Source organism: Planctomycetota bacterium (genome assembly GCA_018242585.1).
GTDB lineage: Bacteria > Planctomycetota > Planctomycetia > Pirellulales > PNKZ01 > JAFEBQ01.
The window spans coordinates 104,018-122,137 of sequence record JAFEBQ010000001.1 but is presented as its reverse complement, the minus strand read 5'-3'; the positions used below and the strand labels follow the sequence as shown (position 1 = coordinate 122,137).

General features: G+C 62.4%; 12 protein-coding genes. 3 read left to right on the top strand and 9 right to left on the bottom strand.

All coding sequences use genetic code 11. The features are described 5' to 3' along the window. A partial coding sequence (locus JSS27_00480) for a protein kinase (GenBank protein ID MBS0207403.1) occupies nucleotides 1-3,587 on the bottom strand: 3,587 nt, incomplete at its 3' end. A 527-nt stretch (nucleotides 3,588-4,114) separates the two neighbouring features. Here JSS27_00480 and JSS27_00475 point away from each other — a divergent pair. Then, nucleotides 4,115-5,686, top strand: a complete 1,572-nt coding sequence (locus tag JSS27_00475; GenBank protein ID MBS0207402.1) for a diguanylate cyclase — start codon at nucleotides 4,115-4,117, stop codon at nucleotides 5,684-5,686. A 131-nt stretch (nucleotides 5,687-5,817) separates the two neighbouring features. Here the strand turns inward: JSS27_00475 and JSS27_00470 are convergent, their stop codons facing one another. The 4 genes from JSS27_00470 to JSS27_00455 form a co-directional block, all read right to left on the bottom strand. Then, a complete protein-coding gene (locus JSS27_00470; protein MBS0207401.1) occupies nucleotides 5,818-6,273 on the bottom strand; it encodes a GNAT family N-acetyltransferase in 456 nt (151 codons plus the stop codon). A gap of 253 nt (nucleotides 6,274-6,526) precedes the next feature. Continuing rightward, on the bottom strand, nucleotides 6,527-6,988 hold the full coding sequence (locus JSS27_00465) for an SRPBCC family protein (protein ID MBS0207400.1): 462 nt from the start codon (nucleotides 6,986-6,988) through the stop codon (nucleotides 6,527-6,529). Between the two features lie 39 nt (nucleotides 6,989-7,027). Continuing rightward, nucleotides 7,028-7,933, bottom strand: coding sequence for a TIGR01777 family oxidoreductase (locus JSS27_00460; GenBank protein MBS0207399.1), 906 nt, complete (start codon nucleotides 7,931-7,933; stop codon nucleotides 7,028-7,030). A 51-nt stretch (nucleotides 7,934-7,984) separates the two neighbouring features. Further along, nucleotides 7,985-8,812, bottom strand: coding sequence for an alpha/beta hydrolase (locus JSS27_00455; protein MBS0207398.1), 828 nt, complete (start codon nucleotides 8,810-8,812; stop codon nucleotides 7,985-7,987). 401 nt (nucleotides 8,813-9,213) lie between these two features. On the opposite strand from JSS27_00455, the gene JSS27_00450 reads away from it, so the two are divergent. Both JSS27_00450 and JSS27_00445 read left to right on the top strand, forming a co-directional pair. Beyond that, the gene (locus JSS27_00450) at nucleotides 9,214-10,911 is read left to right on the top strand and encodes an alkaline phosphatase family protein (protein ID MBS0207397.1); all 1,698 of its coding nucleotides are present in this window, start codon (nucleotides 9,214-9,216) and stop codon (nucleotides 10,909-10,911) included. Between the two features lie 287 nt (nucleotides 10,912-11,198). Beyond that, nucleotides 11,199-12,815: a hypothetical protein gene (locus JSS27_00445; protein MBS0207396.1), complete on the top strand. Its 1,617-nt coding sequence runs from the start codon at nucleotides 11,199-11,201 to the stop codon at nucleotides 12,813-12,815. A gap of 535 nt (nucleotides 12,816-13,350) precedes the next feature. On the opposite strand, the gene JSS27_00440 is transcribed toward JSS27_00445, so the two are convergent. The 4 genes from JSS27_00440 to JSS27_00425 all read right to left on the bottom strand — a co-directional run bounded on the left by JSS27_00440 (nucleotide 13,351) and on the right by JSS27_00425 (nucleotide 18,005). Beyond that, nucleotides 13,351-14,340 (bottom strand): tetratricopeptide repeat protein, encoded by a 990-nt coding sequence (locus tag JSS27_00440; GenBank protein ID MBS0207395.1) that lies wholly within the window; start codon nucleotides 14,338-14,340, stop codon nucleotides 13,351-13,353. Between the two features lie 465 nt (nucleotides 14,341-14,805). Beyond that, entirely contained in the window at nucleotides 14,806-15,156 is a 351-nt protein-coding gene (locus JSS27_00435) for a hypothetical protein (GenBank protein MBS0207394.1), read from the bottom strand. 240 nt (nucleotides 15,157-15,396) lie between these two features. Then, the gene (locus tag JSS27_00430) at nucleotides 15,397-15,957 is read right to left on the bottom strand and encodes a hypothetical protein (GenBank protein ID MBS0207393.1); all 561 of its coding nucleotides are present in this window, start codon (nucleotides 15,955-15,957) and stop codon (nucleotides 15,397-15,399) included. A gap of 377 nt (nucleotides 15,958-16,334) precedes the next feature. Continuing rightward, a complete protein-coding gene (locus JSS27_00425) occupies nucleotides 16,335-18,005 on the bottom strand; it encodes an aspartate aminotransferase family protein (protein ID MBS0207392.1) in 1,671 nt (556 codons plus the stop codon). Between the last annotated feature and the right edge of the window lie 115 nt (nucleotides 18,006-18,120).

The following is an 18,120-nucleotide window of genomic DNA, read 5'->3' as shown; positions in this document are numbered from 1 at the left end:
GCTCTGCCGGTGGTTGCTGACTCAACCTTCACCAGCCCAAAGGGGTGCTGCGGCAGGTCGACGACACGCTCGATTTCCTGTTCCTTGCTCAGCCCGGGGTACAAAATGCCGACCTTGCCCCGTCGCCCAAGTACCCACTCGGCCCCCTTACGGTCGCGCGCCAACTGCTCCATTGGCGACACTGCGCCGCGACGAATGGGGCGAGCGGAAGATGGCGTGGCGCGACTGGCGACTGATTCGTCAGGCCCCAATTGCTTGATGCGCTGCTCCGCCTTTGCCTTCGCTAAACCGGTCAGAACCGGGAGTGCCTTGGCGTACCAATATCGCGCCCCTGCTTGAAGCTCGCTTTTCGCTTTGCCTTTTGCGGCATCGGCGGCTTTGGCCCATGTTTCACCAATCTCGGCTTGCCCCGCGCCATCCTGCGGATCAGCCATGCTTTTCGTGGCCAGTTCCTTCAACGTGGCATCACTTCCTTGCACTAGCTTGGCAAAACCCGCTACCCAGTCCCCTTTCACAAAACACAGATAGCGCCCTAGCGTCAGGTTCGCTTCGGGATCATCGGGCTTGTTGGCCAAGGTGGCCTTCGCGTCCTCGACGGCATCCCATTGTTGCTTCAACGCGGCCAGGCTCTTGTTCCGATCAACGGCGGCTTTGAGCGTGGCCGCATCCTTCGACTTTCGCGCCGCGGCCAGCGCCACGTCCCCCAGCCGTTTGGCCGCGTCAAACTGATCGTCGTCCAGAGCCTCGTCAATGCGCCCCAGTGCGGCTTCAGCGATGGACTTAAATGCCGGAAGAGGATGTGATTTTTGCGTGGCGCTTTCTAGTGATTCAGCCAACGCATTCCAGGGGCTCATCTCAAATCGACCGGCCAATTCTTGCGCAACACGCACAAGCATTGCCGCATCAGCGGCATCGATGGCCAAGTTGCGAGCTTCCGTCAGCATGACATAAGCCGATGTCGCATCGTCGCGAGTTTCACCCGCTTGCTTGAACAGTTGGCTGGCGAGCGCTGCTTTTTCTTCGGGCTTCTTGGCGGCGGTGTAACCATCCCGGAAAACATCCTTCAGAACTTGCAATGCTTTCTCTTGGTCGGAGTTTGCAGGAATGGGGGCTCGGCTGGCAGTGTCGATCGGAATGAGTCGCTGAGCCGCGGGTGCGTCGCTGGCTACTGAAGACGCAGGCTTGGGAGGCGACCAGTCCAACCGACATGTCGGGAGCGCCGACTTCAACTTTTCAAATCCCGCCAGCGAGATTTGCGTGCTGGCAACCGACAATTCCAAGAGTGACGTCATGCCAGTCAACTTCTCGACGCTTCGATCGGTGACATTCGTGTCGCGCAGAATCAATTGCTTGAGAATCGTGCGCCGAGACAGAATATCCACCGAGGTGTCAGTCAGACTCAAGCCACTGAGGGCCAAATGGGTCAGGTCGGCATTCGGCTCCAGGTTCTTCACGCCCCGATCGGTAACCTTGCCTTCTCCCACGGATATGCCGAGTAACTGCGGAAGTTCATTGAGGTACAGCAGGCCCGCGTCGGTGATTTTGGTGCGATTCACGTGGATGAACCGCAATTGCTTGTTGCGGGCCAGACTCTGCAAGGCGCGATCGGTTAAGGCCGTATTCGACGCGTTCAGCACCTCTAATTTGGGATGCGCCGCAAGTACGTCGATGCCCGCGTCAGTGATTTTGGTATCGGCGACACCAAGCGTGGTGAGCCACGGCATCTTGACGATGTACGCAAATGCGCCGTCGTCGATCGACGTGTCTGATACGACCAAGCGGCTCAGTCGATTCAGTTCAAGCAGGGGTTTCAGTGAGTCATTGTTGACCTTGCGGTTGCGGGGCACTTCGATCGCCAAAACCGTAAACTGCGGAGTGGGCAACTGATCGAGGCTGGTAACGATCGTTGGCTTCTGACCGTCGATAAGGAACTCGACTCTGCCTCCCATGCTGATCGCCCACTCCGCCATGCGGCGTTCGACCGCAGGGTCAAACTTGGCTGTTGGCGTTGGAGCCGCATCGGCGGGGGGCGGCGTCAAAGCCAACTGAGGGGCGGAAGGCGGTGCTGGAACGCTCGACGGCGGAGGCGTTACCGAATTCGGTGGTGACGAAGGTGGGTTAGCCTTTGATTCGTTGGCTGGGGCTTGGGGCTTGCTTGTTTCAGGTCTGGGTATTGGACTAGTCGTCGCGGCCTCAGTTTCCTTTGGCACCATAGCAGGAGACGCCGCTGTGGCCGGAAGAGTGTCACCAGTCGGCAGTTCGTCGACAATTTTCGGCTTCGAAGTCGTGGTTGGGGCAATGGCTTGCTTGGCTGCCACGACGCTAGCTTGAGATTGATCGTTCGCCGCGATCTCAGTGGGCTTTGATTCGCCGTCGCCGCCCGACATTACGACGTAAGCGATGCCGAGCGCCAGGACCACGGCGAAGCTGCCGCCGGCCACTAGCAGAACGGGCGATTTGCGCCGCGGTGGCTCGCTGGCCAATGTCGTCCGCGGCGTGCTTGCCGGCTGCTTGGACGTGGCATTCGGCAATGCGACCGGTGCAGGAGCTCCGGGCTTGCCTTCGAGCAGCGAAATCAGTTCAGTAGCAGTGGGACGATCCTCGGGGCGTTTCGCCATCATGCGTTGGAAAAGCTTGTCGACCGGTTCGGGAACCTCGGGGCGAACCGCGCGAATGGATGGAATCGGCGAGTCGCGGTGAGCCAACAGCCGCCTGACCATCGAATCGCCGGTGTAAGGCGTCTTGCCGGTTAGCAGGAAAAACAGGGTGCAGCCAAGGCTGTAGATGTCGGCCCGGTCAGTCACGGCGTGCATGTCGAGCCCCTGCTCGGGAGCCATGTAATCGACCGTTCCATTGACCGTACCCGCCTGAGTCAGGTCATTTCCTTGCGGCGTTGCCGACGCGTCGTCGACAACGCAGCCTTCGTCGAGTCGCGCCAAACCCATGTCGAGAATCTTGACCTGTCCCTTCTTGTCGACGATCAGATTCGCCGGCTTGATGTCGCGGTGAACTACTCCTTCAGCGTGCGCATGCTGAAGACCACGTGCCGCGCCCGCGGTCATTGACAACGCTTTGGCAACGGGCAATGGCCCTGCTTTCTTCACGAGGCTGGCCAAGTCGTTTCCGTCGACATACTCCATCACCAAGAAATGCACGCCATTGGCTTCATCGGCATCGTGGGCGGTGACGATATTAGGATGAGTCAGCTTGGCGGCCGCCTTGACCTCGCGTTGAAATCTCGCCACCGCGTCAGGGGAAGCCAAGGCCTTTTTCGGCAGCACCTTCAAAGCCACGACGCGGTCCATCCGCCGGTGCCGCGCGCGAAACACCTGACCCATCCCACCCGCGCCCAGCTTGTCGAGCAGCAGATAGTTGCCCAACACCAAGCTGTCCGATTTGCCTTGAAAGATCGCCGCGGCTTGATAGCGCGTGAGCTTGCCTTGCTGGACTAACCCGCGCGCCAATTCGTCGGCGTCTTGGGATCGGGTGTCAGGCGGATAGGCGGACTGAACCTTCGCAAGTTCTTCAGTACTGAGCGCACTCGTAGAGTTCAGGCACTCCAGAAAACGGGCGATGGTAACTGCCATGGGCGTACACCTAGATTTCCCGATCGATACGAGCCCCCCCGAATATAGTAGAACGACATGCTGGCAACAACGTGCCGCGTTTTACCGCCGATTCGCGCACCAGTAGCGTGGCCGTTCCAATGATTAACCTGTGGGGGCATGATTAACGAAGCCGGTCCCAGTTCTTGAACATCGTGTCGGCGAGAGCGGCCAAAGGGGTAAACCTCCGACCCCCACCATCGACACGATCGCAACGCCCTTTCCGGCCCGAGCGTACCCCGCTCGGGTAGTGAAAGACGTTTTTTGCGCGCTGGTCCGATCGTAGCGGTTGTCGCATTAGGTCAAATGCCTAGCGATTTTGACGCCGTGGGAATTGCAACCTATGCATTGACTGAATGGTTGCGCGCCGACTGGTTCGCGTGTCGCCGTTCACGCCAGCCGCTGGGGGCCATCGCGGCTGGTCTCGCGTTGCATTTTCCTGCCTTGCGTATTTGAGAGCGGTCTGTGAAATGCCGTATTGGCCCCCTTTGATTACTGAGTTTTTCGCCATGATCTGGTCCAACTTCCTTTATGACGGGCTGGCGATTGCCGTGGCGGTCGCCATTACCTCGATGGTCGGCGTCGGCATGGGCTGGTGGCTGAAACATTGCCGCGTCCGTGCTGAATCGTGGCGCGAGGAGCGGCTGCGGACCACGATGATCGCCGTTCAGGAAATGGTCACCGGCGTGGCCGACGAGGTGGGCAAATACGCCGCCCGCTTGGAAGAGATCACGCACGACCTGCTCAAGCCCAATCCTGGCTCGGCGCGGATGGACGAGCGCGTGCTGCTCGATTCGGTCAGCCAGATCGTCCTGACCAACAAGAAACTGTTGAACCGGCTGGTGGCCACCGAGCATTTGCTGTCGACCGAGGCCGGACAGATCAACTTGCAACTTTCGGCCGTGCGCACCGACGCGCTGACCGGGCTGCCCAATCGCCGCGCCTTTGACGACGCGCTGGCTGGTCGCTTTGAAGAGTGGAATCGCAGCGGCGCTATCTTCTCGGTGCTGTTGTTCGAGATTGACTTGGAACATTGGTCGCACGCCGTCGGCACCACCGACGCCGCCAATGACCTGGTGCAGCGTGCCGCCCACGCCTTGGCCGGCACCATGCGCGACATGGACCAGATCGCCCGGGTCTCGGCCGATCGGTTTGCCATCTTGCTGCCGATGACCGCCTTGCACGACGCCACGCGCGCGGCCGAACGGCTGTTGGCCAACATTGGCCGCCAGGGAGTGTTGAAGGGGGATCAATCGATTGCGCCGCTGTCCTTTGTCGGCGTGGCCGAGATCGCCAGCAACGACAACCTGCGCTCGCTGCCGCGCCGTGCCGATACCGCGCTGGGCGTGGCCCGCGAAGCCTGCATGCCGGGCGGTTATTTTCACGATGGCCAGACTTGCCACCCCATCGTCCCGCAGTCGGCCTTGCCGTCACGCGGCGACGACTCGGGCGAAGCCAAGCTGACGGCCCGCACCCAGCACTATGCCCAATACGTGGCCGCGTTGAACGTCGATGCCCGCACCGACGTGCTGACCGGCTTGCCCAATCGCCGCGCCTTCAGCGACGAGTTGCGTCGCCGCGTGCAAGAAGCCCGGCAAAGCGGCCAGCCGTTGTCGCTGCTGGTCGTGGGCGTCGACAACCTGGCGCGGATCGGCAGCCTGCACGGCCAGGAAGCCATCGACCAGGTGATGCGCAAAGTGGCCCAGATCATCTGCGCCGCCGTCCGCGACAGCGACATGGTCACGCGCTATGGCTGGGAAGAATTCACGGTCATCCTGCCCGGCATCTCGACCGTCGAAGCCAGCCACGCCAGTCGGCGGCTGTTGTCGGCCTTGGGTTGTTGCGTGGTTGAGTTGGAAGAGATCGAAGTGGTCACGGTCACTAGCGGCATTGCGGAACTCGATGCCCAGGAAGACGCCAACAGTTTGGCGCGCCGCGCCGACGAAACACTGCGTAGCGCCCGACTGAGCGGCGAGAACACGGCTCGTTTCAGCAGCCCGACGCCCCCGGCGCCGCTCGTCAACCTCGGCACGCTCGGCGGCGATCCCGCGGCCGTGAATACCACCGCGCCGGTGGCATGACGGCGCGACCGTCGCAGTATCGACGCTTTAGCCCCCGGTCAATGACCGGGGGTTGCATTGGTACATGCTTCGGCCCCCGGTGACTCACCGGGGGCTAATAACATAAATCACGCAGCATCGTGGGGTGTGATTTATTCCGACTCGCCCAGCGTCTTCTCAAAGATGATCAAGTTGGCTTGCCGATCCGGATCCCAGCGGATGCCCACAATGTCGTACTGCTGTTCAATGGCCAGGTGCAACATTGGCCGGTGCTGGTTGTGGCACTCAAAGCGAACCGTCTCGTAGCCTTGCTGTGCGGCCCAAGAGTGCGCCGCGTTCATCAGTTGCGAGGCGATCCCTTGCCGCCGGCAATCGGGCAGCACGCCGAACAGCCAGCAAAAGAACACGCCGGGTTTCAACTCGAAGCCGGTGAAGAACCCGACCGGCTGCTCGTCCAGACTCGCGACAAGCTGCAGCACGTTGTGCCGCCCCAGAAAGCGACGGCGGAAGAACTCGACGTCATGCGGCGGGCGGAAGACTTGCCCGTACATTTGTGCGACCAGCGGAGTCTCTTCTGGTCCGACGACGTCGATCTTGGCGGTCGCCATGGTGGTGATTCCGTGCTGCCGAATCCAGGGTGAATCGCATTGTTGCCCGCCTACTTGAATCATCCGCCAAACCATCGGTCAGTTCAACCCGAAACTGCACACACGCCGCGAACTCAATCTTAGCCATTGGCGAGAGTGCTTCTCGATTCAATGAAGCGTTGGCATGTCTACCAAGCCGGTGGCTTTGCCACCGAGATCGGCGGCCGAGCCGCCGGCTTGGGGGAGTTAACGGTGGATACTCTTGAGAATTGCTCTAACGCCGCTCGAGCAGTTCGACAATCCGGTCCCGGCGATAGTCGAAGATCTGGTCCAGCGTCCGCCGCACCGACAAGACATGGGCCAGTGCGCCCAGCGGTCCCAGCGGCATTTCGTAATCCACCTCGTCGATCATTAATGTTCCTCCATCGACCGTGGTGAACTCGTGCAGGTGATGCCACCGCCGATAAGGCCCGCGCGTCTGGACATCGACAAATCGCTGGTTCGGTTCAAAGCAATCGATCCGCGACTGCCACTGGAACGGAATGCCGAGTAGGCGGAGCCGGTAGTCGATTAGCGTGCCGACCTGCATGACAATGAGGTCCGGCGTGGTGATCTGAAACCGCAGGAACCCCGGCGTGATCGCTTCCAGGTTGTGGGCGTTCGAGAAGAACGCGAACACATCATCGAGCGGGCGCTTGATGAGTTGCAGGCGTTCCAGACGATACGAAGCCGACATGCCGGGCACCTGTTCCACTGCGCCTTGAAAGGACCGCGCTCAGGTCGCCGCGCCTAGAATCTCGCCAAGCGCCCCCTCGAGCGTCGGGAACTGGAATCGATAGCCGGTCTGCTCGGCCACCCGCGGGACCACGCGCTGGGATCCCAGCAGCACCTCGGCAAACTCGCCAATGGCCAGCTTCAGTGCGAACTCGGGGGCCGGCATGATTGCCGGCCGGTGCAACGCGCGGGCCAACGTCTTGGTGAATTCGATATTCGTCACAGGATTTGGCGCCACGCCATTGATTGCGCCGCGCACCTGATCGCTTGTAGCCGCGTGAAGGAAGATGCCGACCAGGTCCGCCAGATGAATCCAGGGCATCCACTGTCGTCCCGAGCCCAGTCGCCCGCCAGCGCCCAGCTTAAACGGCAGCAACATTTTTGACAGCGCGCCTCCGCCGCGCCCCAGCACGATCCCGGTGCGTGGGTTCGCCACGCGCACGCCCAGTTTCTCGCCTGCGGCCGCCGACTGTTCCCACTCGACACAGACGTCGGCCAGGAAATCGTGCCCGGGCGACGAGGTTTCCTCGAGCACTTCGTCGCCGCGCGAGCCGTAGTAGCCCACCGCCGAGGCCGATACCAGCACGCGGGGCCGCGCCGTGGACGCCTCGATGCCGCGGACCAGGTTCGCCGTCCCCAAGGTGCGCGACTCGCGAATCCGCCGCTTCTTTTCCGCCGTCCAACGCCCCTCGGCCACCGAATCGCCGGCCAGGTGAAACACGACTTCGACGTCCCGCAGGGCCGCGGCCGGCAACGGCTCGCGCATCGGATCCCAGGCGAATGTTTCGGCCTGGGGAAACGCTTGCTTGGCGCGGGCCGCGTCGCGCGACACCACGACCACTTCGCCCAGCCGAGCCACGAGCGCCCGACCGATGAACCCCGTAGCGCCAGTTACCAACGCGCGCATCGTACACCTCACCACGTTCGCAACGCGCCGGGCGCGCCACGGCCATCATGTTCACTGGGCGTCGGCGCGCTCGAGCAGCTTGTGTTCACGCAGCCAATCGGTCAGCCGGTCGGACCACGCGGCCAACGCCGGGATGCTTTTGGCCAACCCGACGCCATGCTTGCCCGGCTCGTAAATATGCAGTTCGGCTGGCACCTTCGCCTTGCGCAAAGCCAGGTAGAACAACACGCTATTCTCGGGCACCACCGCGGCGTCGGCGTCGGTGTGGAACAGGAACGTCGGCGGCGTCTCGGGCGTGACGTGCTTGTGACTGGCGTAGAACTCGATCAGCTTCGGATCCTGTTCCGGACCCAGCAGGTTGTTCTGCGAGCCACGATGAACATAGTCGGTTCCGAACGCGATCACCGGGTAGCACAGAATTGCAAAGTCGGGGCGGCAACTGACCGCGTCGACCGGATCGCTGCTGTCGGTCTTGCCTTGATCGAAATGCGTGGCGGCGGTGCTGGCCAGGTGACCCCCGGCCGAGAAGCCCATCACGCCGACTCGCTTGGGATCGAGGTTCCATTGCTGGGCGCCGGCTCGTACCGTGCGCAGCGCGCGCTGCACATCGAGCATCGGCGAAGGCTGACGATAGCGCGGCGCCAATCGATAGCGCAGCACAAAGGCCGCGATCCCCTGCCCGTTCAGGTACTCGGCGATCTGCTTCCCTTCGTGATCGAGTGCCAGCCCGCCATAGCCGCCGCCCGGACAGACGACGACCGCCGTGCCGTTGGCCTTGTCCGCCGGGGGCAGATAGATCCACAACCCCGGCTTGTCGAGGTCTTCGCTGCCGACCGCTCCCGGCGCGCCGTCGGGCCAGAGCAAACGAATCGCCGGCATTTCGACCGGCGGCGCTTTGGGCTTGGCGGGAGCGGCGGGCTTGGCCGGCTCGGCGGCCGCGGCGAACGATGCAATGCACAGGCCGGCAAGGGCCCAGGCCCAGCGGCGAAGTCGATGGCTCATACAGTGGGTGCTCTCAAGCGGAATGTCAGGTTGTCGTGGGGCGACGAGACTTATGCCCTGCACGGCGGGAGCAATAGCCCCCGTCGACGCCGATTCTAGGTTACCGAAAGATTCAAAATCAATGAGTTATGCCGGGTCAACCCTGGCGAAGCCACAACAGGCTTAGGATAATGAGCCGGTATGGCGAAGCATTGGGCAGGTTGTCCCGGCGCTTTGCCGCGCGCCATCGACCCACCCCGCCGTTCGTCCCTCCCACCTTCTCACGCACGAGACCTTCGATGAAGCGATTTGCGCTGGCCCTAATTCTGTGTTGGTTGGCTTCGTTCGCGCTGGCCGGGCCCCCCCGGCTGGTCGTGGCGGTCAGCATCGATCAATTCCCCTACGACTATCTCGAGCGGATGCGGCCGCTGTTCAGTACCCAGGGGATGTTCCTCCGCTTCCTCAACGAAGGGGCGGTCTTTTCCAACTGTCACCACGCCCACGCCTTGACCAAGACAGGACCGGGGCACAGCGTGCTGCTGAGCGGCGCTTTTCCTGGTTCGACCGGCATCATCGACAACGACTGGCTCGATCGCTTTGCCAACGACGGCCGTGGCGCCAAGCTGTATTGCGTCGATGACAAACAGTCCGACTTGGTTGGCACGGTCGGCGCGGGCAAGGGCAAATCGCCGCGCAACATGCTGGTCGGCACGGTCGGCGATGTGCTGAAGCTGAGCGACCGCCGGCATCGTGTGTTTGGCGTGGCGTTGAAAGATCGAGCGTCGATTCTCATGGCTGGCCACGCCGCCGACGCGGCCTATTGGTTTGACTCGGCCAGCGGCAACTGGGTGACCAGCACCTATTACCGAAACGACTTGCCGTCGTATCTGCGCGTTTACAACGAAGGCGGCGCGGCTAAGGCCTATGCCGGCCAGACGTGGAATCTGCTCCACCCGGCGGGGCGTTACGTCCTGCACTACGCCGATGACGCCGTGTTTGAAGGGCAACTCGATGGCTCAGGCCGCGGCTTTCCGCACAAACTTCCCGAAGCCACGGACAAGAAATACCACGAGACCATGAGCACGTCGCCGATGGGCAACGACATGACCCTGGCCGTGGCGCGCTTGTTGATCGAAGCCGAGAAGCTCGGTCGCGGGCCGGGGATCGACTTGTTGTGCATCAACTTATCTTCAAATGACTATGTGGGGCACAAGTTCGGGCCGCACAGCCTGGAAGTCCAGGACATGACCTGTCGCACCGACTTGCAATTGGCCGAGCTGGCCAGTTTCATCGGACAGCAACTCGGCGATCGACCTTGGCTGATGACGCTCAGCTCCGATCATGGCGTGGCGCCGTTGCCCGAGTACGCGATCAACTTGCGGCTGCCGGCGTCGCGGCTGGGGAAGAACTATGTCCAGGTTCTGCAAAGCCGAGTCGAGCAAGCGCTTGAAGCCGAGTTCGGCGCCGCGCCAAAAGATACGCCCTACGTCCAGGACATCGACGACTCGTCGGTCTATTTGCATCTGAAACATCCGCAACTGGCCGGCGCGAAGCGCCAGCGTGCCCATGAAGTGGTCCGGCAGACGTTGCTCGACGACCCTGACGTGGCCGCGGCCTTCACGCGCTCGGAGTTGGCGTCGGCCGATTCGCTGTCGCCGTTGGCCGAGAAGTTCCGCCGATCGTTCAATTGGGAACGGAGCGGCGATGTGCTGTACGCTTTCCGTCCCTACGTGGTGTTGGGCGCGACGCCGGGCATGCACGGCAGCCCGTGGGCCTATGACACGCACGTCCCCTTGTTGTTCTGGGGACATGGCATCCGGGCCGGCAAGTTCACCGATCGGGTGTCGCCAGCCGCGATGGCCCCCACTTTAGCCAGCTTGCTGCGATTGCCAGCGCCGGCGGGCTGCGAAGTTGAAAGCCTGTCCCAGGCGATCCAGCCAGCGACCGATCAGGCTGCTGACGCGCCCGAGAATATCGGCCCGAAACGCAATAAGTGATTGCGCCGTCATTATTACCGCAGCAAACTGCTGCCGGGTTAACGTGCGCCATGCGCTAAGCTTGCGCTCGCTGGCGTCGACGATTCGCATCGCGTCCGATCCAATTTTGGTTCGTTTCTTACGAATCTTGTGTTATCTGTTCAGGGTTTCGCGTCATAACTATAGTGAACAGGAACTGTTGTTGACGTTCTGGTATCCAAAGGGCAGGTAAAACCAATCGACGGGGGCCGCGCCTGGGCAAGTCGCCTTGCGCGCCCCCTTATTGTCGATTGGCTGGAGATGTGTAAGTGGCCCCGAATTTCGATCCCTATCATGCCTGGCTTGGCATCCCGCAGGGGCAGCGTCCCCTGAATCTGTACCAACTGTTGGGACTGCAACCGTTTGTGTCCGAACCCCCCAAGATTGCCGAAGGGGCGGCCCGGCAATTGGCCAGGTTGCAACCTCACATGGCTGGTCCTCAAGCTGACCAGGCACAGCGTCTGGTGGCTGAGGTCAATCAGGCCAAGGCGACGTTGCTGGCCCCGGCCAGTCGCAAGCAATACGACACCGGACTGCGCGCGCAGTTAGGCATTGCCGAGCCCGCCGCCAAGCCCGGGCCAGCACCGGCCCCGGCGCCTGCTGCTCCAACCGCGCAAGCCGCGCCGGCCATGGCAGCGCCCGCCGTGGCCACCGCGATGGCCATGCCCGGCATGACCGCGCCGATGGCGATGCCCCAGGGTGGCTATCCTGGCGCCTCGGTCGCCATGCCGCTGGGCGCGCAACCGATGGCCCAGGCTGTCATGCCAGGCCAGCCGATGATGCCCGGTCAACCAATGATGGCGCCCATGATGGCGGGCCAGCCGATGATGGCCGCGCCGGCAATGGGCATGCCCATGCAAGCCGCGTCTCCATTTGGTGCCGCCACGCCGTCGGTTGGCCCTTCGTACAACACGATGGCGCGCCGTCGTCAGCAGTCGAGCTCGATGGGCCTGGTGCTCGTTGCGCTCTTTTTGCTGGCTGCTTCGGCCGGCGGCACGTACTACGTCTACAACCACACCGATCTACTGCAATCGCTCGACGGTGAAGCGGCGGGCGGCAACCAGCAAGCCAACGCCGGCGGCCCGGCCGGGCCAGCGCGCGAATACCACGACACCGGGATGGAGCCACCGGCTAAAACATCGCCAGCCACGACGCCGCGCGTGCCGCGCCGCCGTCCCGCGGATGATCCTCAGCGCGAGATGACGACCAAGGCGCCGCCGGCAAATCCCGACGCCATGCGCCGCGCCGAAGCAGCCAAGAATCGCCAGCCGGTCGAGAACGCCATGGCCTCGGCCATGAATGCCGACACGAGCGGAAAACCCAAGGCCATGACCTCGGTGCGCGAAGCGCCGACGCCCGAGGAAACCTCGTCGGTGACTCGCTCGCTGATCGCGGTGCGCACCGCCCTGGCTGAACACGCCATGGACCGCGCCCAAGAGAATCTGGACCTGGCCCTGGTCGAGGCCAGCTCGGCCGAGTCGATGGCCGCCGTCGAGCGGACCAAGCAGTTGGTCGAAGCGGTGACCCAGTTCTGGGTGGCCGCCGATGAAGGTTACAAGGGGCTGAAGGACAATGACGAACTCGCTTCGGCCACCACCAACGTCGTCGGCGTGGTCATCGAGAAGACCGACAAGAAGCTGACCATGCGCGTCGAAGGGAAGAACCGCGAGTTCTTCCGCGACAAGCTGCCGCCGAATCTAGCCCGGGTGTTGGCCGAGCGCTGGCTGGCCAAGGACGATCCCAACTCGCGAATGTTCCTGGCCGCGTTCATGGCCGTCGATCCCAAGAGCGACCTGGAACAGGCCAAGCAGTTGTTGCAATTGGCGGCCGCCGGCGGCGCCGAGGTGCGCGACCTGCCCGCCGAGTTCGACGCCATCAAGCGTTAGAGCAATTCACCCGGCATTCCGTCATTCCCGCGCAGGCGGGAATCTAGGCGTTGTGGCTAGCGAGCAGCATTCCTGCCCGCCGAGCAGGAAAAGAAAATCAACCACGACGGCACGACGAACACGACGTAAATTCAAATCGTCTTACGTCGTGCCGTCGTGGTCGAATTAAGCCCTCGGAGTGAGATCGAGCGCTAGCCGTCGTCGTGTATCAAAACACAACCGGTCCCACGGGCCCGCGCCGGGTGGCACCGATGGCTCGGCCATCGGTGTTGCGCAGCAACAAGAAACTCGAGGGGCACGCGCAACCCAAGTAGAAACTTGCCACTCCTGCGGGACGGCGCTCGAGGTTTCTTGTGGCCTTCGGCCACCCAGGTGCAAGCACCTGGGCCACCCACGGTAGAGCGGTGTCTTTCCGCACCGTTCCCTTCCAACCGAGCAGGAAAAGAAAATCGACCACGACGGCACGACGGTCACGACGTAGGATAACTTGGATTTACGTCGTGTTCGTCGTGTCGTCGTGGTCGAATTCACGCATTCAGAACACGACCGGTCCCACGGGCCCGCGCGGAATCGCCGATGGCGTTACCGGCGCGGTTGCATTCCCCGCAGGTTGCGCGCCCCAGCGGGCCAATAGCAACCCGACCGTTTCATCTCCCGGCGCCAGTTGGGCCGCCTGTTGCAAATGGCGCATCGCCTGCTCGCGCATGCCCAGCGCGCCGGCGTGATAGGCCAGCAGCAATCGCGCCGGCTCGTCATTCGGGTGTTCCTGCACCCATTGCTCCAGCGCCGCCAGGTGTTCGGTGTAGCGCGAGCTGACGTAGTAATCGCGATACCGGTTCAGCACCTCGGTCCATGACTCGGACGGCAACAAGCGCACCATCCGCCTCAGCGCGTCGGCGGCCGCGTCGTAACGCCGCAGGGCAAAGTGGCAGTGCATCGCCCATTGCTGAGCCGCGCCGTTGTTTGGCTCGGCGGCGAGCCACTGGTTCACCTCGGTTAGCGCCGCCTGGTAGTTGCCGGCGCGAAACTCGGCCACCACGCGATCGACCGCCCCGGGCGCTTGCGGCGTGAAGGCCGGCAGGGCGCTCCCCGGCACGCTCGACATCGGCAATGGTCCAATGCCCGAAATACCGTACGCCGCCGCGGTCGGGTTGGCCGATACCGGCACGCCCCCTGCGTAGGTCGGGCGATAGGTGTAGCCGTTCGGCCCCAGCGGCAGGATCTCGTGCCCCGTCGGTTGCGGCGCGGTCAGGGCCGCGCGGGCGTAGCCGCCGATCAGCGTGTAGGGCCCGAACGGATCGGGCGAAACGGGTCGATAGGGCGCAAAGCCAGTCGCCACTTGATTGGAGCCCCACGGCGCCACGCCGCCGACGGGACTGGCCGGCCCCGTGTAGACGGTCGAGCCGGTGGGCAACATCGGCCACGAAGGATAGACGGCCGGCGCTTGGGCGCTGGCGACGTTAACCACAAAAACGGTTGCCGTGAAGATCGCGATCAGTAAGCCAGCCAGTGCCGCGCGACGCATCGGATACCTCGCGTAAGCTTGAGCGACGAGAGAAGCTACCTTGGACAAGCCTCTCTTGGCATCCTACGGCGAGTTGGCGCGCAACGTCAAGCAAGCGTTGCCGAATCGTCAGTTCGATTACGTTCGCGTCACATTCAACAGCGCGGCGCCACCCCCAAGAACAAACAGCGCGCCACGTGAACAAGCTGCCCGGCGCGAGCGACAAACATCCCTCCCTTTCAGGGAGGGACTGAGGGAGGGTCAACGCGCCGCAGGCCAAGCGACCTCGCGCCAAGTGATGCGCGACCGAACAGTTCTGAAGGGCCGCTCTAAAGCGCTTCTCGCCAGGTTCTAGCGTCTGGGTGGCACGCCCGTCCTTCGGGCGTGGGGAAGCATGTACCGCCCCCGATATTTGATGGGCGATTCCCCACGCCCTGCGCTGCGCTTGGGACGTGCCACCCCCGCTACCGTCTCTTGAGAGCTGCTCTAGTACCAGCCCATGCCCCAGCCACCGTAGCCAGCGCCGTAGCCGCCGTAGTAATAGCTCGGGTAATAGCCGTAGCCATAACCACCGTAGCCGCCATAGTACGACGAGTAGCCGTATGCCGGCGTGTAATATGCGCCATAGCTATACGGCGAGTAGTAAGCGCCGTAGCCGTACGCGGGGTAGCCACCGTAATAGCCGCCCCCACCGCCGTAGTACCCGCCCCCTCCATAACTACTCGAGCAACCACCGCCGTAGCAGGCGTACCCGCGACGATGATGAAAGGCGCTAGCCGTCGAGACCATTGCGACCAGCACGACCACCGTCACCAGAGCCAAAGCAACTCGACGCATCGTCAGTCTCCCTTGCCAATGAATGGGCGTCCCGTCTGTCCGGTCCCCGCGCCCACATCGTAGTCTCACGGCAACCCAGGAATCCAGCATTTTCCGGCTGACCCATTGCGAAAAGCCGGCGAAAGGGCGGCGGCGAGGGATCAATGTCGGAGCTCACCCGACAGCCATCGAGCCGCGGCTACTTGCGCGTTCCAACAACGCTTGGGTCGATGTCACCCGCGCGATTGTGCCAGCGGCGTTTCAGTATTCCAAGTTGGCACCAAACTCGGGTATTTTCCCAGCCTCGACTTCTTGGCTCCACTTATCCAATCGCCCACCGTGCAGTTTCCAGAATCTCCTGCATAGCTCGAAATAATCTAGGACCGCCTTTCGTTCTCCCTTCTCAAGTAGATCTTTAGCCAGGCTCATATTTGGGCCAAACGAATTCATTTGGGGCGAGCCCAGGCTATTACCTGATTCAAGCAAATACTTCTTGGCTTCGTCTATGCGTCCATCACGGACTGCGATACGGCCGAGCACTAGATTTGCGTCCTGCACCGCATTGCCATAGTTCCAATTCCGTTTGAACTCTGGCAAGAAGTCGATCAACTCATTCGCGTACTTCTGAGCATTTTCGATATTGCCAACGACAAAACTCTGTTTGGCAGCATCGTTCAGGGCGTAGAATCGTTCTTCTGGAGTCTTTGCCGCTGTCAACTCTTCCAACGATCGCCGAAGACGTTGTTTCGGGGAAATCACGTCTCCACACCCCGTGAGCACGACAAGAAGGCTGGCAAAGATCGTGGCGAAACGGATGGCCACATTATGATTCATAATGTTTTATACCCCTCGGTCGATGTGACGCGATTCAAGAAAATAAATCGGGACGCCGATGCCAGCCCAGTCTACAGGCATCCGCTGCTTGAGTTGAAATTCACTGAAGCAACTAACTCCGCCCGGCGTGACTCACCAACGCAGGTTAGCCTAGCAGTTTTTTTCGCTGACTTCGGTTTGATCTCAACGTAGTTCTGTGATCCGCTGGAAATGGCCGAATGGCCGGTAACATCTCGACCCTCCCCCCTGCCCCTCCCTGAAAGGGAGGGGTGTTTGTCGCGCGTGCCTCTTTGCCTGGCGAAGATGGTTGCGTTTCTCGCACCTGCTGCCTGCGCCAAGGGGTGCGCAGCATCATTTGTGCGTCGTTACGGCGCTTCTTCAGCCAGGACCTGGTCCCGGGCGCGTAGCACGTCATCGACGATCGACACCATTCGCTCTTCGTCGGTGAACGGGGACAGGACGTAGCTTTTGAGCGCCGCTATCGGCGTGCCGAAATCGGACTCGCGGTAGCAGTCGGTCATCGACAGCACCACGCCCCGCCCTTCGATCGCCGCGGCGTTCACCCGCTCGAACACGCGGCGGTTGAGCCGGTTGTATTCCAGCAGCGCCGCCTGCGACTTGCGATCCGATTGCTCGCGATCCTTGATGCTGAACGTGTCGACGTCGTTAGGGTAAACGCGAAACAGCGTCACCGGGCCGACGTTTTCGCCATTGAGCACCGTCAGGTTCGGATGCGCCTCGAGCCGCTCGCGCAGCACCTCGGCCATTTCGACCGCGTGGCCCAGCAACGTCCGCAGTCCTTCCTTGCCGAACATCAGCAAATTGCCCAGCGCCGCCATCGGCCCCGCGCCGCTGCGGCTGGTCTCCAAGGTGAACATGCCCGGATGGTGATGCCCCGATTGGAACAGGTAGGGCATCTCTTCGCGGCGGCGCGAGATGTGTTTCAGGTCGCTGGCCTGGCGAAACAGGATCAGCGACGAAATGTACGGCGCGTAGCCGGTCTTGTGGAAGTCGATGCCGATCGAATCGGCTAGACCCAAATGATGTATCCGCCGATGGGCCGCCGCCAAGGCCCGCACCGTGCGGCCGCGGAAGCCGAGTTCGTTGCGGACAAAGTCGTAATCGTTGAACACGCTCCAAGCCCAGCCGATCACGGCGTCGGCATGGACGTGTGGCCGATAGGCGAGCGAATAGTCGGTGACCAGACGGTCGCGCAGATCGACGATCTGTTTCAGATCATCAATACCAAAGGCGTCGGTCGAGCCCATGGTGGCGACAATCGCGGCCAGGTGCTCGCCGCCGGCCAGCGACTCGCGGGCCAGGGCTTCGAGCGCGTCGAGGTCGACGGCGTTGTCGTGCTTGCTCGGCGCTAGTCGTACATTGTCGTGACCGATGCCCAGCCAACTGGCCACGTTGGTAACCGAGTAGTGACTGCTTTTGGAGGCCAGCACCACCGGCCGGCCGTAGATGCCCCGCTGAATCGTGTCGGGCAGGGCCTTTTCGAGCCCGACCTTCACGGCATAGAGCATGGCCCCCGTGCCGCCAAAGGTGAACGCCCCGCCGACCTGATCGGGATCGAAACCCACCAGGTCGGCCGCGATGGCAATGGCCCGGGCCTCGGCGGCCGAGACGCCGTGGCCGCTTTCGTCGCTGCACAAGTTCGGGTTGTACGTGCTGGCCAGCAACACGCCGATGATCCCGGCCAGCGACGGAGGCGGGATGACGTTGATCTGGCTGAGCGGATGCCCCCAGATGTAGAGCCCTTCAAGATGCTTCACCAACTGGCCGATGCACTCTTCGAGCGGCAGTCCGGCGTCGGTCATCCGCGCGTGCAAGGCCGCGCCAAAGTCGGCCGGCGTGGGCTGCCCCAGCAGGGGCGACTGGGACTTCAGCCGATCGACTTCGTTCAGCGCGCGGAGGATCGAGAAGACCACATACGCGTCGTGAACCGGGTCGGAAACCGGCTGGGGGAACTGCTTGCGCAACCCGGCCAAAAGTTCCTGATAGCGCGGCTGCGCGGCGTGCTGATCGTGCATGGCGTGCCGACCTTTGCTCGATCGTGTGCGGCGCGACGGTTCAGTGCCGCAGGTGCGCGGCGGCGATGCGACCGCCGCGAGTGTTCCGCAGATTTGCAGTTTCCGCAGTAATACA